This is a genomic window from Enterococcus sp. SMC-9 (assembly GCF_021011285.1).
GTDB classification, from domain to species: Bacteria; Bacillota; Bacilli; order Lactobacillales; family Enterococcaceae; genus Enterococcus_C; species Enterococcus_C montenegrensis.
Map to the genome: position 1 here is coordinate 67,047 of NZ_JAILYE010000003.1, position 17,036 is coordinate 84,082.

Below are 17,036 nucleotides of genomic sequence, written 5' to 3' on the forward strand. Positions count from 1 at the left end.
TGATTTGTGAAGCTAGACAGTTTGAAAAGCTGAACAAATCGGTCACCTCTGAGACATAAGATCAAAATTTGCTAAAATGGCTTTTCCATTTTCGTAAATTTTTGCTTATGGCTGAAGGGGTGATTTGTGAAGCTAGACAGTTAAAAAAGCTTTTCGAGCTCGTTTTACTCGCCAACAATAAGAATGAAAAAATTCGGAATATGCCGACTTTATAAAAGTAGGTATACTCCGAATTTTTTTAGCACTGGTTAATTACTGCTGCATTTTATTTATGATAGGGTAATTTTTTTGCATAATTTTCTTTGTTAACTTGTCGTGCTCTAGCAATTCCCATCGCATCTTTTGGCACGTCTTGATTAATCGTTGAACCCGCTGCGATAAAGGCACCATCCCCTACAGTAATTGGCGCAACCAAATTAGAAGCCGAGCCAATAAAGGCGTTGTCCCCCACATTGGTATGGTGTTTGTTTTTACCGTCGTAGTTGACAAAAACAACGCCACAACCTACGTTAATTTCTTTGCCTAAAGTTGCGTCGCCCACATAGGTTAAATGACCAACTTTTGTCCCTTCACCTACTTTGGCATTTTTCACTTCGACAAAGTTGCCAATATGAGCAGTTTCTTTAATTTCAGCTTTTGGCCGTAAGTGGGCAAATGGACCGATATCCACATGGTTGTGTACAATGCTTTCTTCAATACAAGAAGACTTCACAATCACGTGATCGCCAATTTGGCTATCCACAATTTCAGAGCCAGCTGTAATAAGACATTCACTGCCAATAACTGTTTGACCTTTTAGATAAACACCAGGTTCAATCACTGTTTCAGCTCCGATTTTAACACCGGCATCGATATAAGTTGCCTCAGGATTAATGAAGCTGACTCCATTCAGCATGTGTTGGTGATTAATGCGATTGCGCATGATCCGATTCGCTTGGGCTAACGCCACACGATCGTTAACGCCCAGTGATTCATCGAAATCTTCTGTTTGATAGGCCGCCACAATTTTGCCTTCTGATTTCAAAATTTCAATAATATCTGTTAAGTAATATTCTCCTTGCGCATTATCGGTGTTTAATTTACTTAATGCATCAAAAAGTAATTCATTATCAAAACAATAAGTGCCAGTGTTAATTTCTTTTACCCGTACTTCTTCCGGGGAGGCATCTTTTTGTTCCACAATTTTTTCCACAATACCAACGTGATCGCGAATAATACGACCGTAACCGGTTGGGTTTGGCGCTTGCGCTGTTAAAATCGTCGCACTAGCATTTTTCCCTTGGTGGTATTCAAATAAATTATTCAACGTCGCCGTTGTTAAAAGTGGTGTATCGCCACTAATTACCAAGGTTGTGCCTTTTTTACCTTCCAAAAATTGCGCTGCTTGCATCACCGCATGACCGGTACCAAGTTGTTCTGCTTGTAAGGCATATTCACTGCGATCGCCTAATTGTTCCTTCACCATTTCAGCGCCATGACCAACAATTGTGATAATTTCTTTTGGTTTAGTTTCTTCCACCCGGTTAATAATGTGTTCCACCATTGGTTTTCCACAAACTGGATGTAAAACTTTATATAATTTTGATTTCATGCGCGTGCCTTTGCCCGCCGCTAGAATAATCCCGTAACGCTCTGTCATGTGTTTCCCTCATTTCAAGTTTTTAACTTCCGTTTTAGTTTATCCCAATCACCGTCTCATTTCAAGCAAATCAAGGAAAAGCGAGATAGACCAATTTAAAATAGCTGCTTTACGCCGATACAGGCGAAATAACAAAGTTTTCCCCACTGTCCACAAAACATCGTCAAATTTTATTGGACTGTCAAAAAGTTATCCACTGTGGAAAAGTAATTTTGATTTATCTTTATTTTCCTGTGCAAAAAGCCCCTTGCCACTGTTTTTGACAAGGGGTTTTTCAAATACTTTTTAATAGTCAAATTGACGGTAATAGCGACGGATTTCTAGTGGGTGGCAATTTAATTTTTCCACATGTGCATCAATTCGTTGCGTCACGCAATGCATCAATAGAAATGATAATACGCGACCGCGATATTTTTCGCTGATTCCTTCAACTGCGTAATCTTTTGAATCAATGAAGGTATAGTTTGCACAAATACGTGGTAATAAGTTTTTCACTCGCTCTGCCAATGGTCGTTGTTCATCTTCACCTAAGAAAAGGGTCACAGGTGTCGTTTCATCCACAATTTCTAAAGTACCGTGTAAAAATTCTGCGGCGTGGATTGATTTTGAACGCAACCAGCTTTGTTCTTCCCAATAACACATTGCATAAGAATAGACTGCTCCCCATTGGTTACCTGCCCCAATGAAGTAATGCATTGCATCATGACGATGTTTTTCAGCAAACTCTAAGCCAAAAGCGTCTGCTTGTTTTTCCGCTTCGACTAATCCTTTTGCTAGACTAGCATCCAGTTCTTTATAATATGCTTCATAATCGTTAAATTCACCATTATTTTTCATCAGCCGATCTGCTACCATAAAGAATTTAATTTGTTCTGTACCCGGTGCTGGATAAGTGATTACATGATCGCATTTTTTTGCTAATGGGCTATCTGCAGTATCAATAAAGCCAATCAAGGTTGCGCCTACTTCTTTAATTTCATCAACTGCTTTGACTACTTCTTGGGTAGTTCCGGTCACAGAAGATAAAATGACGACTGAATCTTTGGTTAAACGTTTATTGCCCGTTGTGTAATATTCTGCTGCATGTTGCACGTATGCGGGTAAATTACTTTTGCCATTTATATATGTCACTGCCTGCATTGCAGAAGCATACGTTCCGCCAATGCCTAAATAATACAAATTATCAAAACCCTTTTCCCACACGTTATCCACAATTTTTTCTACTTCTGGTCGTAATGCTAATGCACCTTGAATATCATCAATTTGTTTTTGTTCGTTGAATTTTAACATTTTTTCCACCTCTGTCATTTACTTTTATACTTTACTTTTTAATACGCGATCAAAATCATCGAAAATTCGTTGACTTAAATTAATTCCTTTAGCTGTTGCAATTTTATAAGCCAAAATTTGGAATGGAATTACAAGCGCTAAAGATGAAACAAGTTCATCACATTCTATTTCCAGCCCTAATTTTTCTGGAGCTTTTGTTGTTTGTGTTGTGATCGTTAACGTTTTCCCAACATATGGCGCCATATAGGACTTCAAAGCGTGTGAACGGGCTTCATTGACACTTTTTGTTTCAATAAAGAATAATATATGCTCACTATCTGCTTCTAAATAAGGGCCATGCATATAGGCTTCTAGTTCAAAGCCTTGTGAAGGTTTACGAACTGTTTCAGTAAATTTTGTTTCAAATTCTTTTGCTGTGCCCCAATTTGGCCCATAACCAATTGCAACAAACCGCGTTCCTAACTTAAAGATGTCTTCATGCAACGTAAAGAAATCATTTGTTTTTGCAATCACAGCCGGAATGGCCGTGATAACTTTGTCCAACTCGTCGCAATAAAAATCAGCTTGTTTTGGTGTCAATGTCCCTTTATTGTGACCAATTGTTAACCCTAGCAAGAATAACTGCAAGACAGTTGTCACATAACCTTTCGTGACAAAACCAACTTTTTCAATCCCCATTTCAAGATCAATAACCTCATCGACCGCTCCTGCAATTGGGCTCGTGATGTCACTGGTTAGCGCTAAAGTAAACAAACCTTCTTTTTTTAATTTAGCGATTGCATCGATGGTTGAGGCACTCTTGCCACTTTGCGAAACTGCTAAAACAGCATCGACTGCAGCACTCACGCGACCATAGTGATTAAAATTATACGGTTCTTCGATAGTGACAGAGATATTAGCAAACTTTTCTAGTGTGACTTTGGCAGCCAGACAGGCATTGTAAGAAGAGCCTGTCGCCAAAATCAAAAGATTGTTGATTTTTTCAAAACCTGAAACTTTTTTTAGCGTAAATTTATCTAAAATATTTTTTAACGTTACTTCTTCTTCGTTGATATAATCCAACATCGTTTCCATTTGCTAGCCTCCTAGAAAATTCCAACTAAGGAACCTAAGATCCCCACTACAGCTAACCCTAACAAAATGGTCAAAGGTTTTACTTCTTTTTTCAGCAGGTAAAAGACAGCTCCAAATACACCAAGGCATAAAATTTTCGGTACAATATCATCAAAAATACTTTGGACAGTAACTGCATTTTCACCTGAACCGATTTTCATTGGCAAATTGATGTCGATCATGGTGGCAGTCATCCCACCAACGACCATCAACCCGATAATTGAAGCACCTAAAGTTAAGCTTTCCATCATGCCATTTGCTTGAATTTTCTTCAAAAAGCCCGTCCCTAGTTTATAACCCCAGCTCGTCGCAAGATAGCGAAATAAGATATGGGGAATATTGAAAATTAACAAAAACAAGATTGGTCCTAAAATATTTCCTTGTAAAGCCAGTGATGTTCCGACACCAGTAGCAATCAAACGTAGCGTGCCCCAGAAAAATGAATCGCCGATCCCTGCTAAAGGTCCCATCAAAGACGTTTTAATACTATCGATCGCAGAAGTATCAAATTCAGGATCATTCACATTTTCTTCTTCCATCGCAGCATTAATCCCTAAAATTAGGGTCACAATATGTGGCGTCGTATTGAAAAATTCCAAGTGACGTTTTAAGGCATCTGCCATTTGTTCTTTTGTTTGATATAGTTTTTTCAAAATCGGAATCATCGCATAGGCATAGGCCATGTTCATTTGGCGTTCATAGTTCCAGGAAAATTCCATTTGAAATGAGCGCCAAAATACTTTACTTAGATCTTTTTTTGTAATTTTTAATTCAGTATTAGAAGTCTTCGTCATCGTCAACTACCTCCCCAGTCGTGGCTTGAACTTGTGGACCTTGGTTATTGCGAACATTCATAATATTAACTACAACAACTGCGACAATTGCACCAAAAATGGCAATTCCTGTAACCGGAATTTCTAAATACGCCGCCAATGCAAAGCCCAAGAAGAAATACGGTGCTACTTTTTTGTTAATCAATAAGCGTGCCAACATTGCAAAACCTAGTGCAGGAATTAAACCAGTGGCAACCGCTAAACCGTGTTGTACGAATTCTGGAATCATCGCAAGTAAATTGCCAATCGTTTTACTTCCTACCATAAAGGAAATCATGACGATTAATCCTAGCATCAACGATAAACCAAACCCGGCCAATAAATGCATCCGTTCCACGCCTTTGTAATTTCCATCAGCAGCGAAATCATCAGCTTTGTGGTTCATAATCGGAATCAAAAGTCCCAAGTAGATATTTTTCAAAATCAAAGTCAAAGTGGCAATTGGTAAGCCAAGTAATAGTGCCGTTTCTGTACCAGCACCTGCTGTAATTGCAAAAGCTGTTCCTAAAATACCGCCAGTTACAACGTCTGGTGGAATTGAAGCGCCTACAGAAAATGAGCCAATAAATGCTAATTCAAGTGTTGCCCCCATAATAACGCCGGTTTTCACATCACCTAATACAATCCCGGTAAATAGTCCTGTCACAATCGGACGTGACAAAAGGGAAGTCCCCAATGCGTATTCTGATTGTGCAATAAACGCGACAATGCCTAGTAAAATTGCTTGTACAATCATTTCTTCACTACCTTTCTTTTACAAAACCTCAGTAACATTCACCTTTTTATCATTTGGTACTTGGCGAATTTCGACTTCAACACCTTTATCCACCAATTTTTTCAAAAGCTCTTCTTCTGCCGGCAACACATTTACAGCTTTGCCGATACTGCGGGTACCTTCTTTTACTTTTGTCCCCCCAAGATTAATTTTAGTGATTTCGGTATAGGCTTCTGCTAGTTTGTAAGCATCCCCGACTGATTCCACTACAATAAATAGTTTGTATTTATCCGTTACGCCACTTTTTAATGCCGCGATAGAATCTTCAATATTTTTAATTACTAATTTCACACCTTGTGGCTTGGCTAATTTAATTGTTGTTTTACGTACTTCATTGTTGGGTACATCGTCGTTGGCAATTAAAATGCAGTCCGCACCTAAGCTTTGGGTCCAGGAAAATGCGACTTGTCCGTGTAATAGACGGTGATCGACACGAGTTAAAATAATCATAGTTTTTCTCTCCTTATTAAAAATCTTCTTCTGCAATAGTGGTGCTATAAGTTAAATTACAAAACTGAATGGCTTCTTTTGAACTGTTCAACACCATAGCAATTGTCTCTTTTAAGTCAGATGCAAACGTAAACTGCGTGGCAAACTCAATTAGAAACGGCAAATTCATACCCGCTACTAAGTAAAAATGCTCTTTGTTGATGTAACGTAAAAATTCATTATTGACACTACCGCCAAATAAATCTGTCACCACCACCACTTCGGCATCTTCATTTTGCTGCATTAATGCATCCACAGCTTTTGTTAAATCGAAGTCTTCTGTTATGTAACAATCCAATGTTTGAATATTAGCGTTTTTACCACAGATCAATTCCAACGAGCTCAAAATACCCGAAGCAAATTTTCCATGGGAAGCTAAAATCATCTTTCTTTCCATTTCCTTCACCTCATTTCCTACACCAAAATAAAAGCAAGTTGCGTGCCAACTTTAGTGGCAAACAACTTGCTTTGGTTAAAAATCTTCATCTAGTGGTGTATTATCAATGTTTTGGTAAAGAATGTCATAAATATAAGCAATCTCTGAATCGGGAATTTTGACACTGTAATCGTTTTCTATGACACTAAAAGCATTTTTGATTTGCGACAAGGCCAACTTTTGACACTGATATAAATCTTCGTAACCTGCATACGTATCAATAGGAATATTGCGAATCAAACGCTCAATCAAACAACTAACATGAACATACAATGCCAGTTTTTTAGCATTACTGATGACAAGACCGCTATAGGCTTCTAACTCTCGCATAAAGACTTCAATTTCCCCCATGACTTTTTCTGTATCTAAAATCGTAACCGAATCAATCACTTTTTCCAGTGAAAAATTACGAATAACATTGGTATTGAAGGTCGCATTTTCCGCTGGCGTTAAACACGTACTTAACCATGCGGATAAAAGTTGATTTTCATCACCAGAAATCAATTCTTCTAAGGATAAATAAGGCATGTCAGAAATACCTGGATCAGCTGTGCCGATGATGCCCAAAACATCGTACATAGAAAAAATCGTTTCATTTTGTTTTTGCTCTTTTAATATATCGTATTCATAAGGAAAGATCTTCAGCGCCACTGAAGCTGGTAAACTTTTTTCTAACAATTGACTAATTTGTGTCGCTGTCCCAATTCCTGTCTGACAGGTGGTGATTAAAGCCTTCATTTTATTTTCAGCTGGATAAATAATCTCCCAATCCAATTGAGCCTGCGCCGCTGCTTTTTCAATCATTTCCTGTAAAGGCAAAGATTTTTGCAAGTTCTCACCAATCGCAATGGCCAATGGTGTTGTCACATTATTCATAATAACCACAGGTGCTGTAATTTGTTTTGGGAAAAATTGATAAATCTCTTTTAAAGACCCCATATCCACCAAAATGACCAAGCCATTGGAAACATCATGATTTTCACTATAATCTAGAATTTCCTCGGCGATCTGTTTTGGGGTAACGTCCAGTGGCATATCAAAGGAAGCAAAAATATCTTTGCCCAACAAGCGGTTGGCAACATTGGCAATACTACTAGCTGTCGCATAACCATGGGCTACGATAATCCCTCTTGGAATTCCCAATTCTTTTTGCCAATCGGCACGATTCAAATAGATCGTCAGTAAAATACAGTCCATCTCTGAAATTTCTAAATCCAATTTGGGCTGACATAATTCTAACAGGCGTTTGACGTACTGATAACTAGCTGCATATTCACTGGCAATCTGCTGTTCCAATTCTTTAATTAAGCCTAAGACGTTGGTATCTTCTGGATACCATTTTCCTGCGCCTCTTTGAAATAAATAGTAGCTAATCGCATAAACAGCATTGCCGTTAAATTTGATTTGATACGCACTTTCCATTTGCTTAAACGTATCTCGAATGTACTGGGTCAAATAGATCAACAGCTCCTGCTTTTGCTGGCGATCGGTTTCAAATAACAAAAAATCAAATAAGTTTTCTACTTCTTGCTTTAATTGCTCTTCACACTTTGATAGTTGCTGTTGTTTGGAAAATTCGGTAATCATGCGCTCGAATGTGGTGATGACCCTTTGTTGTTGCGGATGATTTTTTTCCAATAATTGGGGAATCGTCGTATTTTCCGTAATTAAGGTGTCTTTTTGTAGAACACTTTGTAAATTCCCTGTCGTTGGTACTAATAATTTTTCCGGCAGTTGATAAATGCTTACGTCAATGTCGGCTGCATTTTTTTGTTCTGCAAAAGCCTTGGCGACCGTTACTTTCACCGTATTTTTCAACTCGCCAATGTTTCCTTTAAAGCTGCTTGCGGTTAAGAGGGTTAGAACTTGCCCACTGACTTTTAGCGGACGTTTAATTTTACGCACCTCACTTAGTAAAAACGAATACACCAGCTCCAATCGTTCGTTGCGACTGCGGGCATTAATGGGAGGTAGCGTCACTTGGATTGGAATTCGTCGCATAAAAGTGGTTAAAAAACTACTTTCCAAATCTTCGGTAGTGGCAAAAAATAGGCGTGTCTTCACTTTAATTGCTTGATTCGTCGCCCCCATGGGATAAATAATTCCTTGATCCAAATACGTAAACAGCTTTTCTTGCCCTTCGGCATTAAGACGGTGGACTTCATCTAAAAACAAAATCCCCCCATCTGCAGCCTCAAAAGCGCCAACTTTATCACTTTCAGCTCCTGTATATGCACCTTTTACATGGCCAAATAAATTACTGGTTAAAAGTTCGGGATTGTTAGCGTATTGGGCACAATTTAACGTAATCAATGGCGCATCTTCTTTAATCAGTTCATTTTCCAAACAGTATTTATGAATTAATCGGACCAAAAAACTCTTACCCGTCCCACTTTCACCGGTGATTAACGTTGGTAAACCGTTATCTGGGTAATACAGCGCCGTTTTGATTTGTTCTACTGCACGACGCAAACTCTTGTCGTGACCAATAAATAGGGAGAATAAATCTTTTTGCTGTTCAAATAAGGGTTGCTCTTTCAAAATTTCTTCGCTACTTTGATAGAAATTATCCCGCAACAAGAAAAACTCTTTTTCAAAAGCTTCTTTATGAAAATAATAAACCGGGCGTGAATTGATTTTCACCAGTAAGCCTGTTTCATTTAATTGATTGAGATAGTGACTAATGGTATTACGTTTCACGTCAAAAAATTCAGCTAATTTTTGCGCGGTAAAAACTTCACTTAAATGGTGAAGATCAATAAAAGCCGTTTGATTTTCTAAATATGTCAATAATTCTTCTTTCATCGTTATCCTCACTTAGTATTTACTATTTTGTTGTTAAAAACGTTTCCAGTTTTAGCCATACTGTAGCATAAAAAATGGTGGGAAATTAACCGGCTCCCACCATTTTTTAGTGAATATTAATAAAACGATATATAATGTTATGAGAACTTATTCCTTCGCTAAAAATTCCACTAGCACATCATAAACATCTTTACATTTAATCTCATTTAAAACTTCATGCTTCATACCAGGCATTTCAATACTCTGCACATTTTTATAGCCGATTTTATTTAAAGTCGCAACCGTATCTGCCAAGCCTTTTTTACCACCTGTGATTTTAACATCCTCTGAACCTACCACACTTAGTATGGGCAGCTGCGGATTCTGACACGTATAAGCAGCGTAATTTTTTAATTGGTAATCTCCCTCCCAGATCGTCAGTAAACTTCTAACTGGGTAGATTGGAACCATTTTTTTATCCTGCTGACAACGCAGATTATTAGCCGGATTGTTGCTAAGCCAATCGTGTTCGACCCCCATATTTCCAGAAAGCCAATTTAGTAATTTATTTTGTTTTTGCTTATCATTAAAGCGTAAAAACAACTTGCCAGCCGCAATTCCTAAGAAAACTACGGGTACATAATTTGCCGTACCGGTTAAGACTACTTTTTCTAAACGCTGATCATTTTTCTGCAAATAATTGCGGGCAATAATCGAACCAAAAGAGTGCCCAAATAATGAAAGTGGTAAATTTGGATACTTCGTTTGGATAAAATCGCTGATAATAACTTGATCTTCTACTAACTGCGAGAAACTTTCCATTACGCCAAAAGGATCAGCCGCAGATACTGACTCTCCGTGACCTCGATTGTCAGACAAAACAACCACAAAATCATGGGCTTGTAAAAATTCAGCAAACGGCAGATAACGTTCTTTATATTCTAGTGCGCCATGAATAATTTGAACAATTGCTTTGGGCTTTGTGGGACTTAAAACAAGTAAATCTAATTTTGTCCCATTATCCGTATTAATTTTATATGTATCCACTTTCTAGCCTCACTTTTTGCATTTTAAATTCATCTCCACTATACAAATAAAGCGCTCTTTTGCCAACCAGCAAATTGTTAATTTTGTCAGTTGACAGGTCAAAATGCTTCATTTATATCTTTTATTCAGACAAAAAAAGAGCCAGAACAAAATTTGTCCTGACTCCTTTCATAAAGGATATGCTTAAAATATGCGTTCTTCTTTTTTACGTATTACTTAAAAAACCATTTTTTCTTGCGCCGTCACATTTAAGCTGTAAAATAATTTCCCGGTACAACAGAAATTGTTTTGGTTTTCGTATCGACATCTTCTACATAAAGTAAAGAAGTGTAGTCTTTAATTGCTTTGATGCCTTTAAATTTAGTTTCAGCAAAAACGGTTACGCCAACGAGCTCACATTCGAATTCTTCAATCAAACTCTTCATACCGTTGACTGTACCGCCGCCTTTCATGAAATCGTCCACCACTAAAACGCGAGAACCACGCTTTAAGCTGCGTTTTGATAATTCCATTTTTTCGATGCGCTCAGAAGAACCGGAAACGTAATTCACACTAACGGTTGAGCCTTCGGTAATTTTTGAATCCCGTCGCACAATTACAAAGGGTACATTCAAATAAGAAGATACGGCTTGGGCAATTGGCACACCTTTTGTTGCTACTGTCATAACAGCGTCAATTTTTTGTCCCAAATATTTTGAAGCGATAATTCTTCCCACTTGGCGCAATAATTCTGGTTCTCCTAATAAATCAGATAAATAAACATAGCCGCCTGGTAGTAGCCGATCTTGTTCAGACAAGCGCTCTGCTAGGTCGGTAATATATTTTCTCGCATCTTCGTAAGGAATTTCTGGCACGAATAATACGCCGCCGGCAGCGCCAGGAATGGTATCTAAAATCCCGGTTCCCCGCTCTTTAAATGTTTTTTTAACGATCGCTAAGTCTTCACTAATGGAAGATTTAGCCGATTCGTAACGTTTCGCAAAAAAAGTTAATGGAATCAACTCGTGAGGATGTTCCAATAAATAATGCGTCATATCGATTAATCGTTCACTACGACGTACTTTCACACTGTTCACTCTCCTGATAAATTTCTCGCCTTATTATAAGGGCTTATTACAAAAAAAGCGAGCATTAACTGAAAAAAATGCAAAATAGTTCGTAAAACGTGAACGCTTTCTTAATCATTATTGTAAATAGTGCGGTAAATATCTAACGATTGAAAATAAAAAGGGCGCATAACATTTGCCAGTTCTAAAAAATAAGCAGGGAATTTTTGTAAGTTGTTCACTGAAAATTTTTATCTTTTTTCTATAATTTCAAAAAGAGGAATCAGAAAGTCCACCGCCATCTGATTCCTCTTTTTACAAATTTATAACACAGCCATTTTTATTGTGAAACTTTTTTATTTTTAGCGCGCTGGACTGCGACAAAAAGGCGTTTTATGATGTTCACAACTAAAAACAAACCGATAAAAACTAACGTAATGGTAGCCCCAGGTGGTGTATCTAAGTAAAACGAACTCGTCAAACCACTCAACATTCCGAAAAGACCAACAAAAGTTGCAATCCAAATAACGATATCAAAACTTTTTCCTAAACGCATTGAAATCGCTGCTGGCAAGACCATAATCGCAGAAATAAGCAAGGCGCCGGCAATCGGAATCATAACTGCAATCGCCACACCGGTTAAAACATTAAATGCCATCGACATCAAATGGACTGGCAATCCATCCACATGGGCGGTATCCTCATCAAAGGTTAAAACATACATTGGGCGTTTAAACAGTGCAAACAATACCCGCACGATAACAAATAAAACGCCTAAGAAAATCACTTGACCGCTAGTAATCGTCACAATTGAACCAAACAGGTAAGACTGAATACTGGTGGCAGAGTTTCCTCCGGATAAATTCATTAAAACTAGCGCCAGCGCTAACCCACCCGCCATTAAGATCGCAATCGAAATTTCCGAATACGTGCGGTAAATCGACCGTAAATACTCCAAAATAACTGCCGCTACCACAACCACCAACATCGTAGTTAAATTCGGATTTAAATTTAAGAAAAAGCCAAGTGCAACACCGGCTAAAGAAACATGAGACAAGGTATCTGCCATTAGTGATTGACGACGAATCACTAAAAAGACCCCTAACATCGGTGCAATGCCCGCAATAAAAATAGCTGCCAAAATCGCCCGCTGCATAAATTCATAATTTAGTAAGCTCAAAAATAAAATCTCCTTTTTGTTAACATCCACACGTTTATTTTCACTAAAACAATTTGAGTCTAATAAAAAAAGCTGTGTTAACGATCAATATGAAAACAACGCCACGGTGAATCTTCTTTGCGCACGAGGCGGATTTGACGATCGGCATATTGCTTAATATCTTCATGATCATGGGTAATCATTAAAATTGCTTTATCATGCTGATGGGCACTGTGGCGTAACAGACGGTAAAATTCATTACGAGACTGTTCATCCATTCCCGTTGTTGGCTCATCTAAAATAAATAGATCCGGATCCGTTGCAAAAATTCGCGCTAAACTAATACGCTGCTTTTGTCCCCCGGACAACTCGCCAATTTTTTTATGGCGCATTTCCCACATTCCTACAGCCTCTAATGCTTTTTGCACATGTTCGTGATCTTTTTTAGTCAAGGTCTTAAACCAACGTCCCCGCGGATAACGTCCAGAACGCACCAGCTCTTCCACTGTACTAGGAAATCCCGCATTAAAAGAAGCTACTTGCTGCGGAATATAACCAATACTAATTTTTTCACCAGCTGCATTTTCTTTGGCTAATGTCACGGTGCCTTTACTGGGCTTCAAAAGTCCCAACGTCGCTTTAATTAAAGTTGATTTGGCCGCGCCATTTTCACCAGTCAAAATGACAAATTCCCCATCCTCAACATGATACGAAATATCTTCCAAAACAGGTTCATCATCGTAATAAAACGTTAAATCTTTAACATCAATATAGCGCAAAGCTGCGCCTCCTCTTCTTTTAAAATCAAGTTACTAAATAGCTAGAAAAGTTGAACAAACTTGAAAACTCGCAAGCAGTAAGACGAAAAGTTGATAAATTGTTCTGCAAATTTCTCAAGTTTTTGGCTTATTGTCGAAGAGAGTTAGTTTGTTACACCGGATCAAGAAAAGTTGAACAAACTCGAAAACTCGCAAGTAATAAGACGAAAAGTTGATAAATTGTTCTGCAAATTTCTCAAGTTTTTGGCTTATTGTCGAAGAGAGTTAGTTTGTTACACTGGATCAAGAAAAGTTGAACAAACTCGAAAACTCGCTAGTAGTAAGACAAAATTGATACGCACTTTACAATACCTTACTTAATGCTTTCTTGCAAAGCCTTCAAATTTTGCTGCATGACAGTAAGATACGTTTCCCCGTCATCCATTTGTTTTTGTGTCAAACTTTCCAATGGATTTAAGACAGCCATCTTCACACCTGTTTCTTTGGCTAATGTTTCTGCTACTTTTGAATTAGCATTTTCTTCAAAGTAAATAACTTTTGTGCCATGATCTTCCACAAAATGTTTTAATTGCGCTAAACGACTTGGTGAAGGCTCTTGATCGGGGGAAATTCCCGAAATAGACTCTTGCGTTAGGCCGTATTGGTTGGCTAGATAGCCAAAGGCCGCATGTTGAACCACAAATGTTTTATTTTTTGCGTTTGCAAAGGCTGTCTTATATTCTTGATCTAGCTCATTTAGTTTTGCAATGTAAGTGTTGGCATTTTTTTCAAACTGCGCTTTTTTAGCCGGATATTTTTCCGACAATTCTTTTTGGATTTCTTTCACTTCTTTTACTGCCATTACTGGATCTGTCCAAACATGGGGATCTTTTGAATGGGCATGGTCTTCCTCGTGATCGTGCTCGTCACTGTCAGAATCATGAGTATCGCTGTCAGAATCATGATGGGCGTGATCGTGACCGTCACTTGTCGCTTCCAATAAGTCAATCTCATCGGCAGCTTCAATCATCTTTGTCTTTTTGTCATCGATATTGTCTGCGATTTTATCCACCCATGTTTCCATCTCTTCACTGTTGTAGACAAAAGCGTCTGCCTCAGAAATTTTTGCAATATCTTTAGCACTTGGCTCATAGTCGTGGGGTTCTGTGCCCGCCGGAATTAAAAGCTCTACACTACCTTCATCGCCAACTACTTCTTTGGTAAATTCATACATAGGATAAAAAGTTGCGATTGCTTTAATTTTGCCGTCGTTATTTTTGCCATTATTTGCATTGCTATCACCACAAGCACTTAGTAAAACCACGCTTAGTAAAACACCAAGGCCTAGTAAATATTTCTTCATTAATTGTGCCTCCTAAATTTATCACGTTGAAATCAAATCGTAATTTTCCGATTTGCCACGACAATTAATTTAACAGACAAAAAATAACCCGTCAAGATAAAACGTATAAGTTACGATTTAAACGATAAATCTCCCTCTAAACCGTAACAAAGGACTTTTCATTCATATGACCCTTGAAAAATGTATGGGCTTTTTCCGATAAAATAATAATTTGTTACCTTAACTCGATTTTTTCTAGCCTTCTTTTCCTAAATTTTTGCTATATAAAAAACTTGCCACTTTTGTGACAAGTTTTCGCTCACTTAATGTTACTGTGCTATTGTTTCAACCGGCAAGTTCATGCCTTTCCAACCTTCCATCGCCCCAGCAAGTTCATAGGCTTCAAAACCATTGGATAATAAAATTAATAGTGCTTCTTTTCCCAGTGTTGTGCCGCCGGTCCAATCATAAACAACGTAAATTTTATTTTTATCCAATGTTTCCAAATGATTTGCTAAATCTTTAGCTGGTAGAGCAATTGCCCCTTTTATTTGATCTTTTTTGACCGCTGCTGGTGCATTGCGAACATCAAGGACAACGTAAGGGGAATCTTCTTTTCCTAATGTATCTAAAATTTTAAAGTGATTGATATATAAACTTAGATAGGTTTTTAATAAATCGATTTTTTCTGCTGTGTTGTTATTCATGATAAAGTCTCCATTTCATCAACTAATTTTTTTGTGCCTAATTGAACCTTATTTAATAGGTATAAAAATTGTTCTAACTCTTCAGAAGAGAGCTCTGAAAATAAAATTTCCACTGCTTTAAAATTTGCCGGCAAAAATTTTTCAACGATTTTATTTCCCTTCGGCAGCAACTTGATTGCAACCGCACGCCTATCATTTAGCTGCTCTTGTTTTCTGATCCAATTATCTGAATTCATTTTATTCAACATCTTTGTGACAGTAGCGCGAGAAGCGCCCAACTTATCGGCAATTTCTGACGGTAACAATTGCTGGTTTTCCGCCTGCTTCAAAAACATTAAAATAATAAACTTAGATTCAGATAAGTCGTATTTTGCAAGTAACTTATCGTAGCTCTTTTGCATTTCGCGATACGTCCATTGTAACGTAATAAACCCATGGGCTACCTTGGGACTCGTTAAACCAGGATACTTTCCTAGCGTCGCCTTAAAACGTTGCACATCGGGGCGATCTTTAAATGTAAATTTTTCCATTTTAAATGTCCTCTTTCAAATAATTAGCCGGCTAACTACATGAACTATAAACCGCTTTTCACTTTTTGGCAACTAAAACAAACCAAAAGAGTAAACTTCATCCTTTGATTTGTTGATTGAATTTGCGTGCCACAAAAATTATATGATTTCATAAAAAATTCCACTGCATCAAAAACGCCGACACAATGGAATTTCTTTTATTTTGCTCGCCAGTAGCTACTACCATCTTGCGTGCGGTGCATAAAGCCATACTCGATTAAGTAACGCCGAACCGTGGCAAAATCAGCGACATATTGTTTTAAAATATCATTTAAGCTGGATTCATGATAATTCTTGTCACATTCAAAGTGGGTCACGATGTCGGCTAATAAGATAAGTTTCCGTTTTTCTTTGGCTGGAAAAGTTTTAATGTAGCCCGATGCATCGCGATAAGTTGTCAAAACTTTTTCTTGTTCTTCAGGCGTAATATTGTAGCGATCATCCAACATTTTTGCATTTTGATGGGGCAAAATGACATCTGGTTGCGCCAATAACGTCATGATACTAAGAAATACTTGGGACTGTTTTTGCTTTTCCTTCAATTTAAAACGATGGTTGCGGACTGTTGAAGCTGTCACGCCTAAGCGCTGTGCAATAAATTTGTCTTCCACATTTTGTGCAAATAACATCAAAATTTCCTGCTGTGTTTCACTAAGTCCTGTTGTCTCTTTGGGTAATTGTAATAAAGCCGCTAAGGGGCCTTGATGGGCATCCATTACATGAACTTCCATGTATTTTTCGGCTGTCAAAAATTTTTTTCCATAGGGATACACACAACCAATTTCAGCAGTCGTTTCACAATATAGGCATTGGTACTCTTTGTGCCGGCTAAAGCCTCGTAGATACTCTTGAATCACTACATCTTCCACCTTATTCACCTCAACAAAAATTATATTTATTTGTAAATATACTAACATTTTTTATTTTTGTTTGCAAATAATCTAAAAACCGACTGTCGTCGCAACTTATTCATTTCCTAAAAAGAAAAAAATTTTACGATATAATAAATCAGCTAAAAAAGAAAACTTGCAAAGAAAGTGAGCTATCTT

16 protein-coding genes are annotated in these 17,036 nt (G+C 37.8%); all 16 read right to left on the bottom strand.

The genetic code is table 11. From position 1 onward, the window contains the following. Positions 1–265 precede the first annotated feature (265 nt). On the bottom strand, positions 266–1,639 hold the full coding sequence (glmU, locus tag K4422_RS05155; RefSeq protein WP_230709577.1) for a bifunctional UDP-N-acetylglucosamine diphosphorylase/glucosamine-1-phosphate N-acetyltransferase GlmU: 1,374 nt from the start codon (positions 1,637–1,639) through the stop codon (positions 266–268). A 285-nt stretch (positions 1,640–1,924) separates the two neighbouring features. Continuing rightward, complete coding sequence (locus K4422_RS05160) at positions 1,925–2,929, bottom strand: SIS domain-containing protein (protein WP_206902579.1); 1,005 nt, start codon at positions 2,927–2,929, stop codon at positions 1,925–1,927. Positions 2,930–2,953: 24 nt separating this feature from the next. Further along, positions 2,954–4,003 (bottom strand): SIS domain-containing protein, encoded by a 1,050-nt coding sequence (locus K4422_RS05165; protein WP_230709580.1) that lies wholly within the window; start codon positions 4,001–4,003, stop codon positions 2,954–2,956. Between the two features lie 11 nt (positions 4,004–4,014). Further along, complete coding sequence (locus K4422_RS05170) at positions 4,015–4,836, bottom strand: PTS system mannose/fructose/sorbose family transporter subunit IID (RefSeq protein WP_206902581.1); 822 nt, start codon at positions 4,834–4,836, stop codon at positions 4,015–4,017. Then, complete coding sequence (locus tag K4422_RS05175) at positions 4,820–5,611, bottom strand: PTS mannose/fructose/sorbose/N-acetylgalactosamine transporter subunit IIC (RefSeq protein ID WP_206902582.1); 792 nt, start codon at positions 5,609–5,611, stop codon at positions 4,820–4,822. Before K4422_RS05175 ends, K4422_RS05170 begins: the two co-directional genes overlap by 17 nt. A gap of 18 nt (positions 5,612–5,629) precedes the next feature. Beyond that, positions 5,630–6,100: a PTS sugar transporter subunit IIB gene (locus K4422_RS05180; RefSeq protein WP_230709582.1), complete on the bottom strand. Its 471-nt coding sequence runs from the start codon at positions 6,098–6,100 to the stop codon at positions 5,630–5,632. A gap of 16 nt (positions 6,101–6,116) precedes the next feature. After that, positions 6,117–6,536 (bottom strand): PTS sugar transporter subunit IIA, encoded by a 420-nt coding sequence (locus K4422_RS05185; RefSeq protein WP_230709583.1) that lies wholly within the window; start codon positions 6,534–6,536, stop codon positions 6,117–6,119. A 75-nt stretch (positions 6,537–6,611) separates the two neighbouring features. Further along, entirely contained in the window at positions 6,612–9,380 is a 2,769-nt protein-coding gene (locus tag K4422_RS05190; RefSeq protein ID WP_230709585.1) for a sigma 54-interacting transcriptional regulator, read from the bottom strand. A 147-nt stretch (positions 9,381–9,527) separates the two neighbouring features. After that, positions 9,528–10,406: an alpha/beta fold hydrolase gene (locus tag K4422_RS05195; RefSeq protein WP_206902586.1), complete on the bottom strand. Its 879-nt coding sequence runs from the start codon at positions 10,404–10,406 to the stop codon at positions 9,528–9,530. A gap of 248 nt (positions 10,407–10,654) precedes the next feature. Continuing rightward, positions 10,655–11,473, bottom strand: coding sequence for a pur operon repressor (gene purR / locus K4422_RS05200; protein WP_206902587.1), 819 nt, complete (start codon positions 11,471–11,473; stop codon positions 10,655–10,657). 319 nt (positions 11,474–11,792) lie between these two features. Beyond that, complete coding sequence (locus tag K4422_RS05205; protein WP_206902588.1) at positions 11,793–12,632, bottom strand: metal ABC transporter permease; 840 nt, start codon at positions 12,630–12,632, stop codon at positions 11,793–11,795. Between the two features lie 77 nt (positions 12,633–12,709). Next, positions 12,710–13,390: a metal ABC transporter ATP-binding protein gene (locus K4422_RS05210; RefSeq protein WP_206902589.1), complete on the bottom strand. Its 681-nt coding sequence runs from the start codon at positions 13,388–13,390 to the stop codon at positions 12,710–12,712. Between the two features lie 352 nt (positions 13,391–13,742). Then, entirely contained in the window at positions 13,743–14,732 is a 990-nt protein-coding gene (locus K4422_RS05215; protein ID WP_230709587.1) for a metal ABC transporter substrate-binding protein, read from the bottom strand. Between the two features lie 308 nt (positions 14,733–15,040). Next, a complete protein-coding gene (locus tag K4422_RS05220) occupies positions 15,041–15,418 on the bottom strand; it encodes a rhodanese-like domain-containing protein (RefSeq protein WP_206902591.1) in 378 nt (125 codons plus the stop codon). Further along, entirely contained in the window at positions 15,415–15,948 is a 534-nt protein-coding gene (locus K4422_RS05225; protein ID WP_230709588.1) for a MarR family winged helix-turn-helix transcriptional regulator, read from the bottom strand. The genes K4422_RS05220 and K4422_RS05225 overlap by 4 nt, the downstream gene beginning before the upstream one ends. Positions 15,949–16,145: 197 nt before the next feature. Further along, positions 16,146–16,904 carry a DUF2087 domain-containing protein gene (locus K4422_RS05230; RefSeq protein WP_230709589.1) on the bottom strand — a complete coding sequence of 253 codons (759 nt, stop codon included), beginning with the start codon at positions 16,902–16,904 and terminating at the stop codon, positions 16,146–16,148. Between the last annotated feature and the right edge of the window lie 132 nt (positions 16,905–17,036).

Coding starts and splice junctions, on each gene's coding strand:
- K4422_RS05230 (WP_230709589.1), bottom strand. CDS start 16,904: ATGTTAGTATATTTACAAATAAATATAATTTTTGTTGAGGTGAATAAG.
- K4422_RS05225 (WP_230709588.1), bottom strand. CDS start 15,948: ATGGAAAAATTTACATTTAAAGATCGCCCCGATGTGCAACGTTTTAAG.
- K4422_RS05180 (WP_230709582.1), bottom strand. CDS start 6,100: ATGATTATTTTAACTCGTGTCGATCACCGTCTATTACACGGACAAGTC.
- K4422_RS05215 (WP_230709587.1), bottom strand. CDS start 14,732: ATGAAGAAATATTTACTAGGCCTTGGTGTTTTACTAAGCGTGGTTTTA.
- K4422_RS05175 (WP_206902582.1), bottom strand. CDS start 5,611: ATGATTGTACAAGCAATTTTACTAGGCATTGTCGCGTTTATTGCACAA.
- K4422_RS05220 (WP_206902591.1), bottom strand. CDS start 15,418: ATGAATAACAACACAGCAGAAAAAATCGATTTATTAAAAACCTATCTA.
- K4422_RS05190 (WP_230709585.1), bottom strand. CDS start 9,380: ATGAAAGAAGAATTATTGACATATTTAGAAAATCAAACGGCTTTTATT.
- K4422_RS05165 (WP_230709580.1), bottom strand. CDS start 4,003: ATGGAAACGATGTTGGATTATATCAACGAAGAAGAAGTAACGTTAAAA.
- K4422_RS05160 (WP_206902579.1), bottom strand. CDS start 2,929: ATGTTAAAATTCAACGAACAAAAACAAATTGATGATATTCAAGGTGCA.
- K4422_RS05170 (WP_206902581.1), bottom strand. CDS start 4,836: ATGACGAAGACTTCTAATACTGAATTAAAAATTACAAAAAAAGATCTA.
- K4422_RS05185 (WP_230709583.1), bottom strand. CDS start 6,536: ATGGAAAGAAAGATGATTTTAGCTTCCCATGGAAAATTTGCTTCGGGT.
- glmU (WP_230709577.1), bottom strand. CDS start 1,639: ATGACAGAGCGTTACGGGATTATTCTAGCGGCGGGCAAAGGCACGCGC.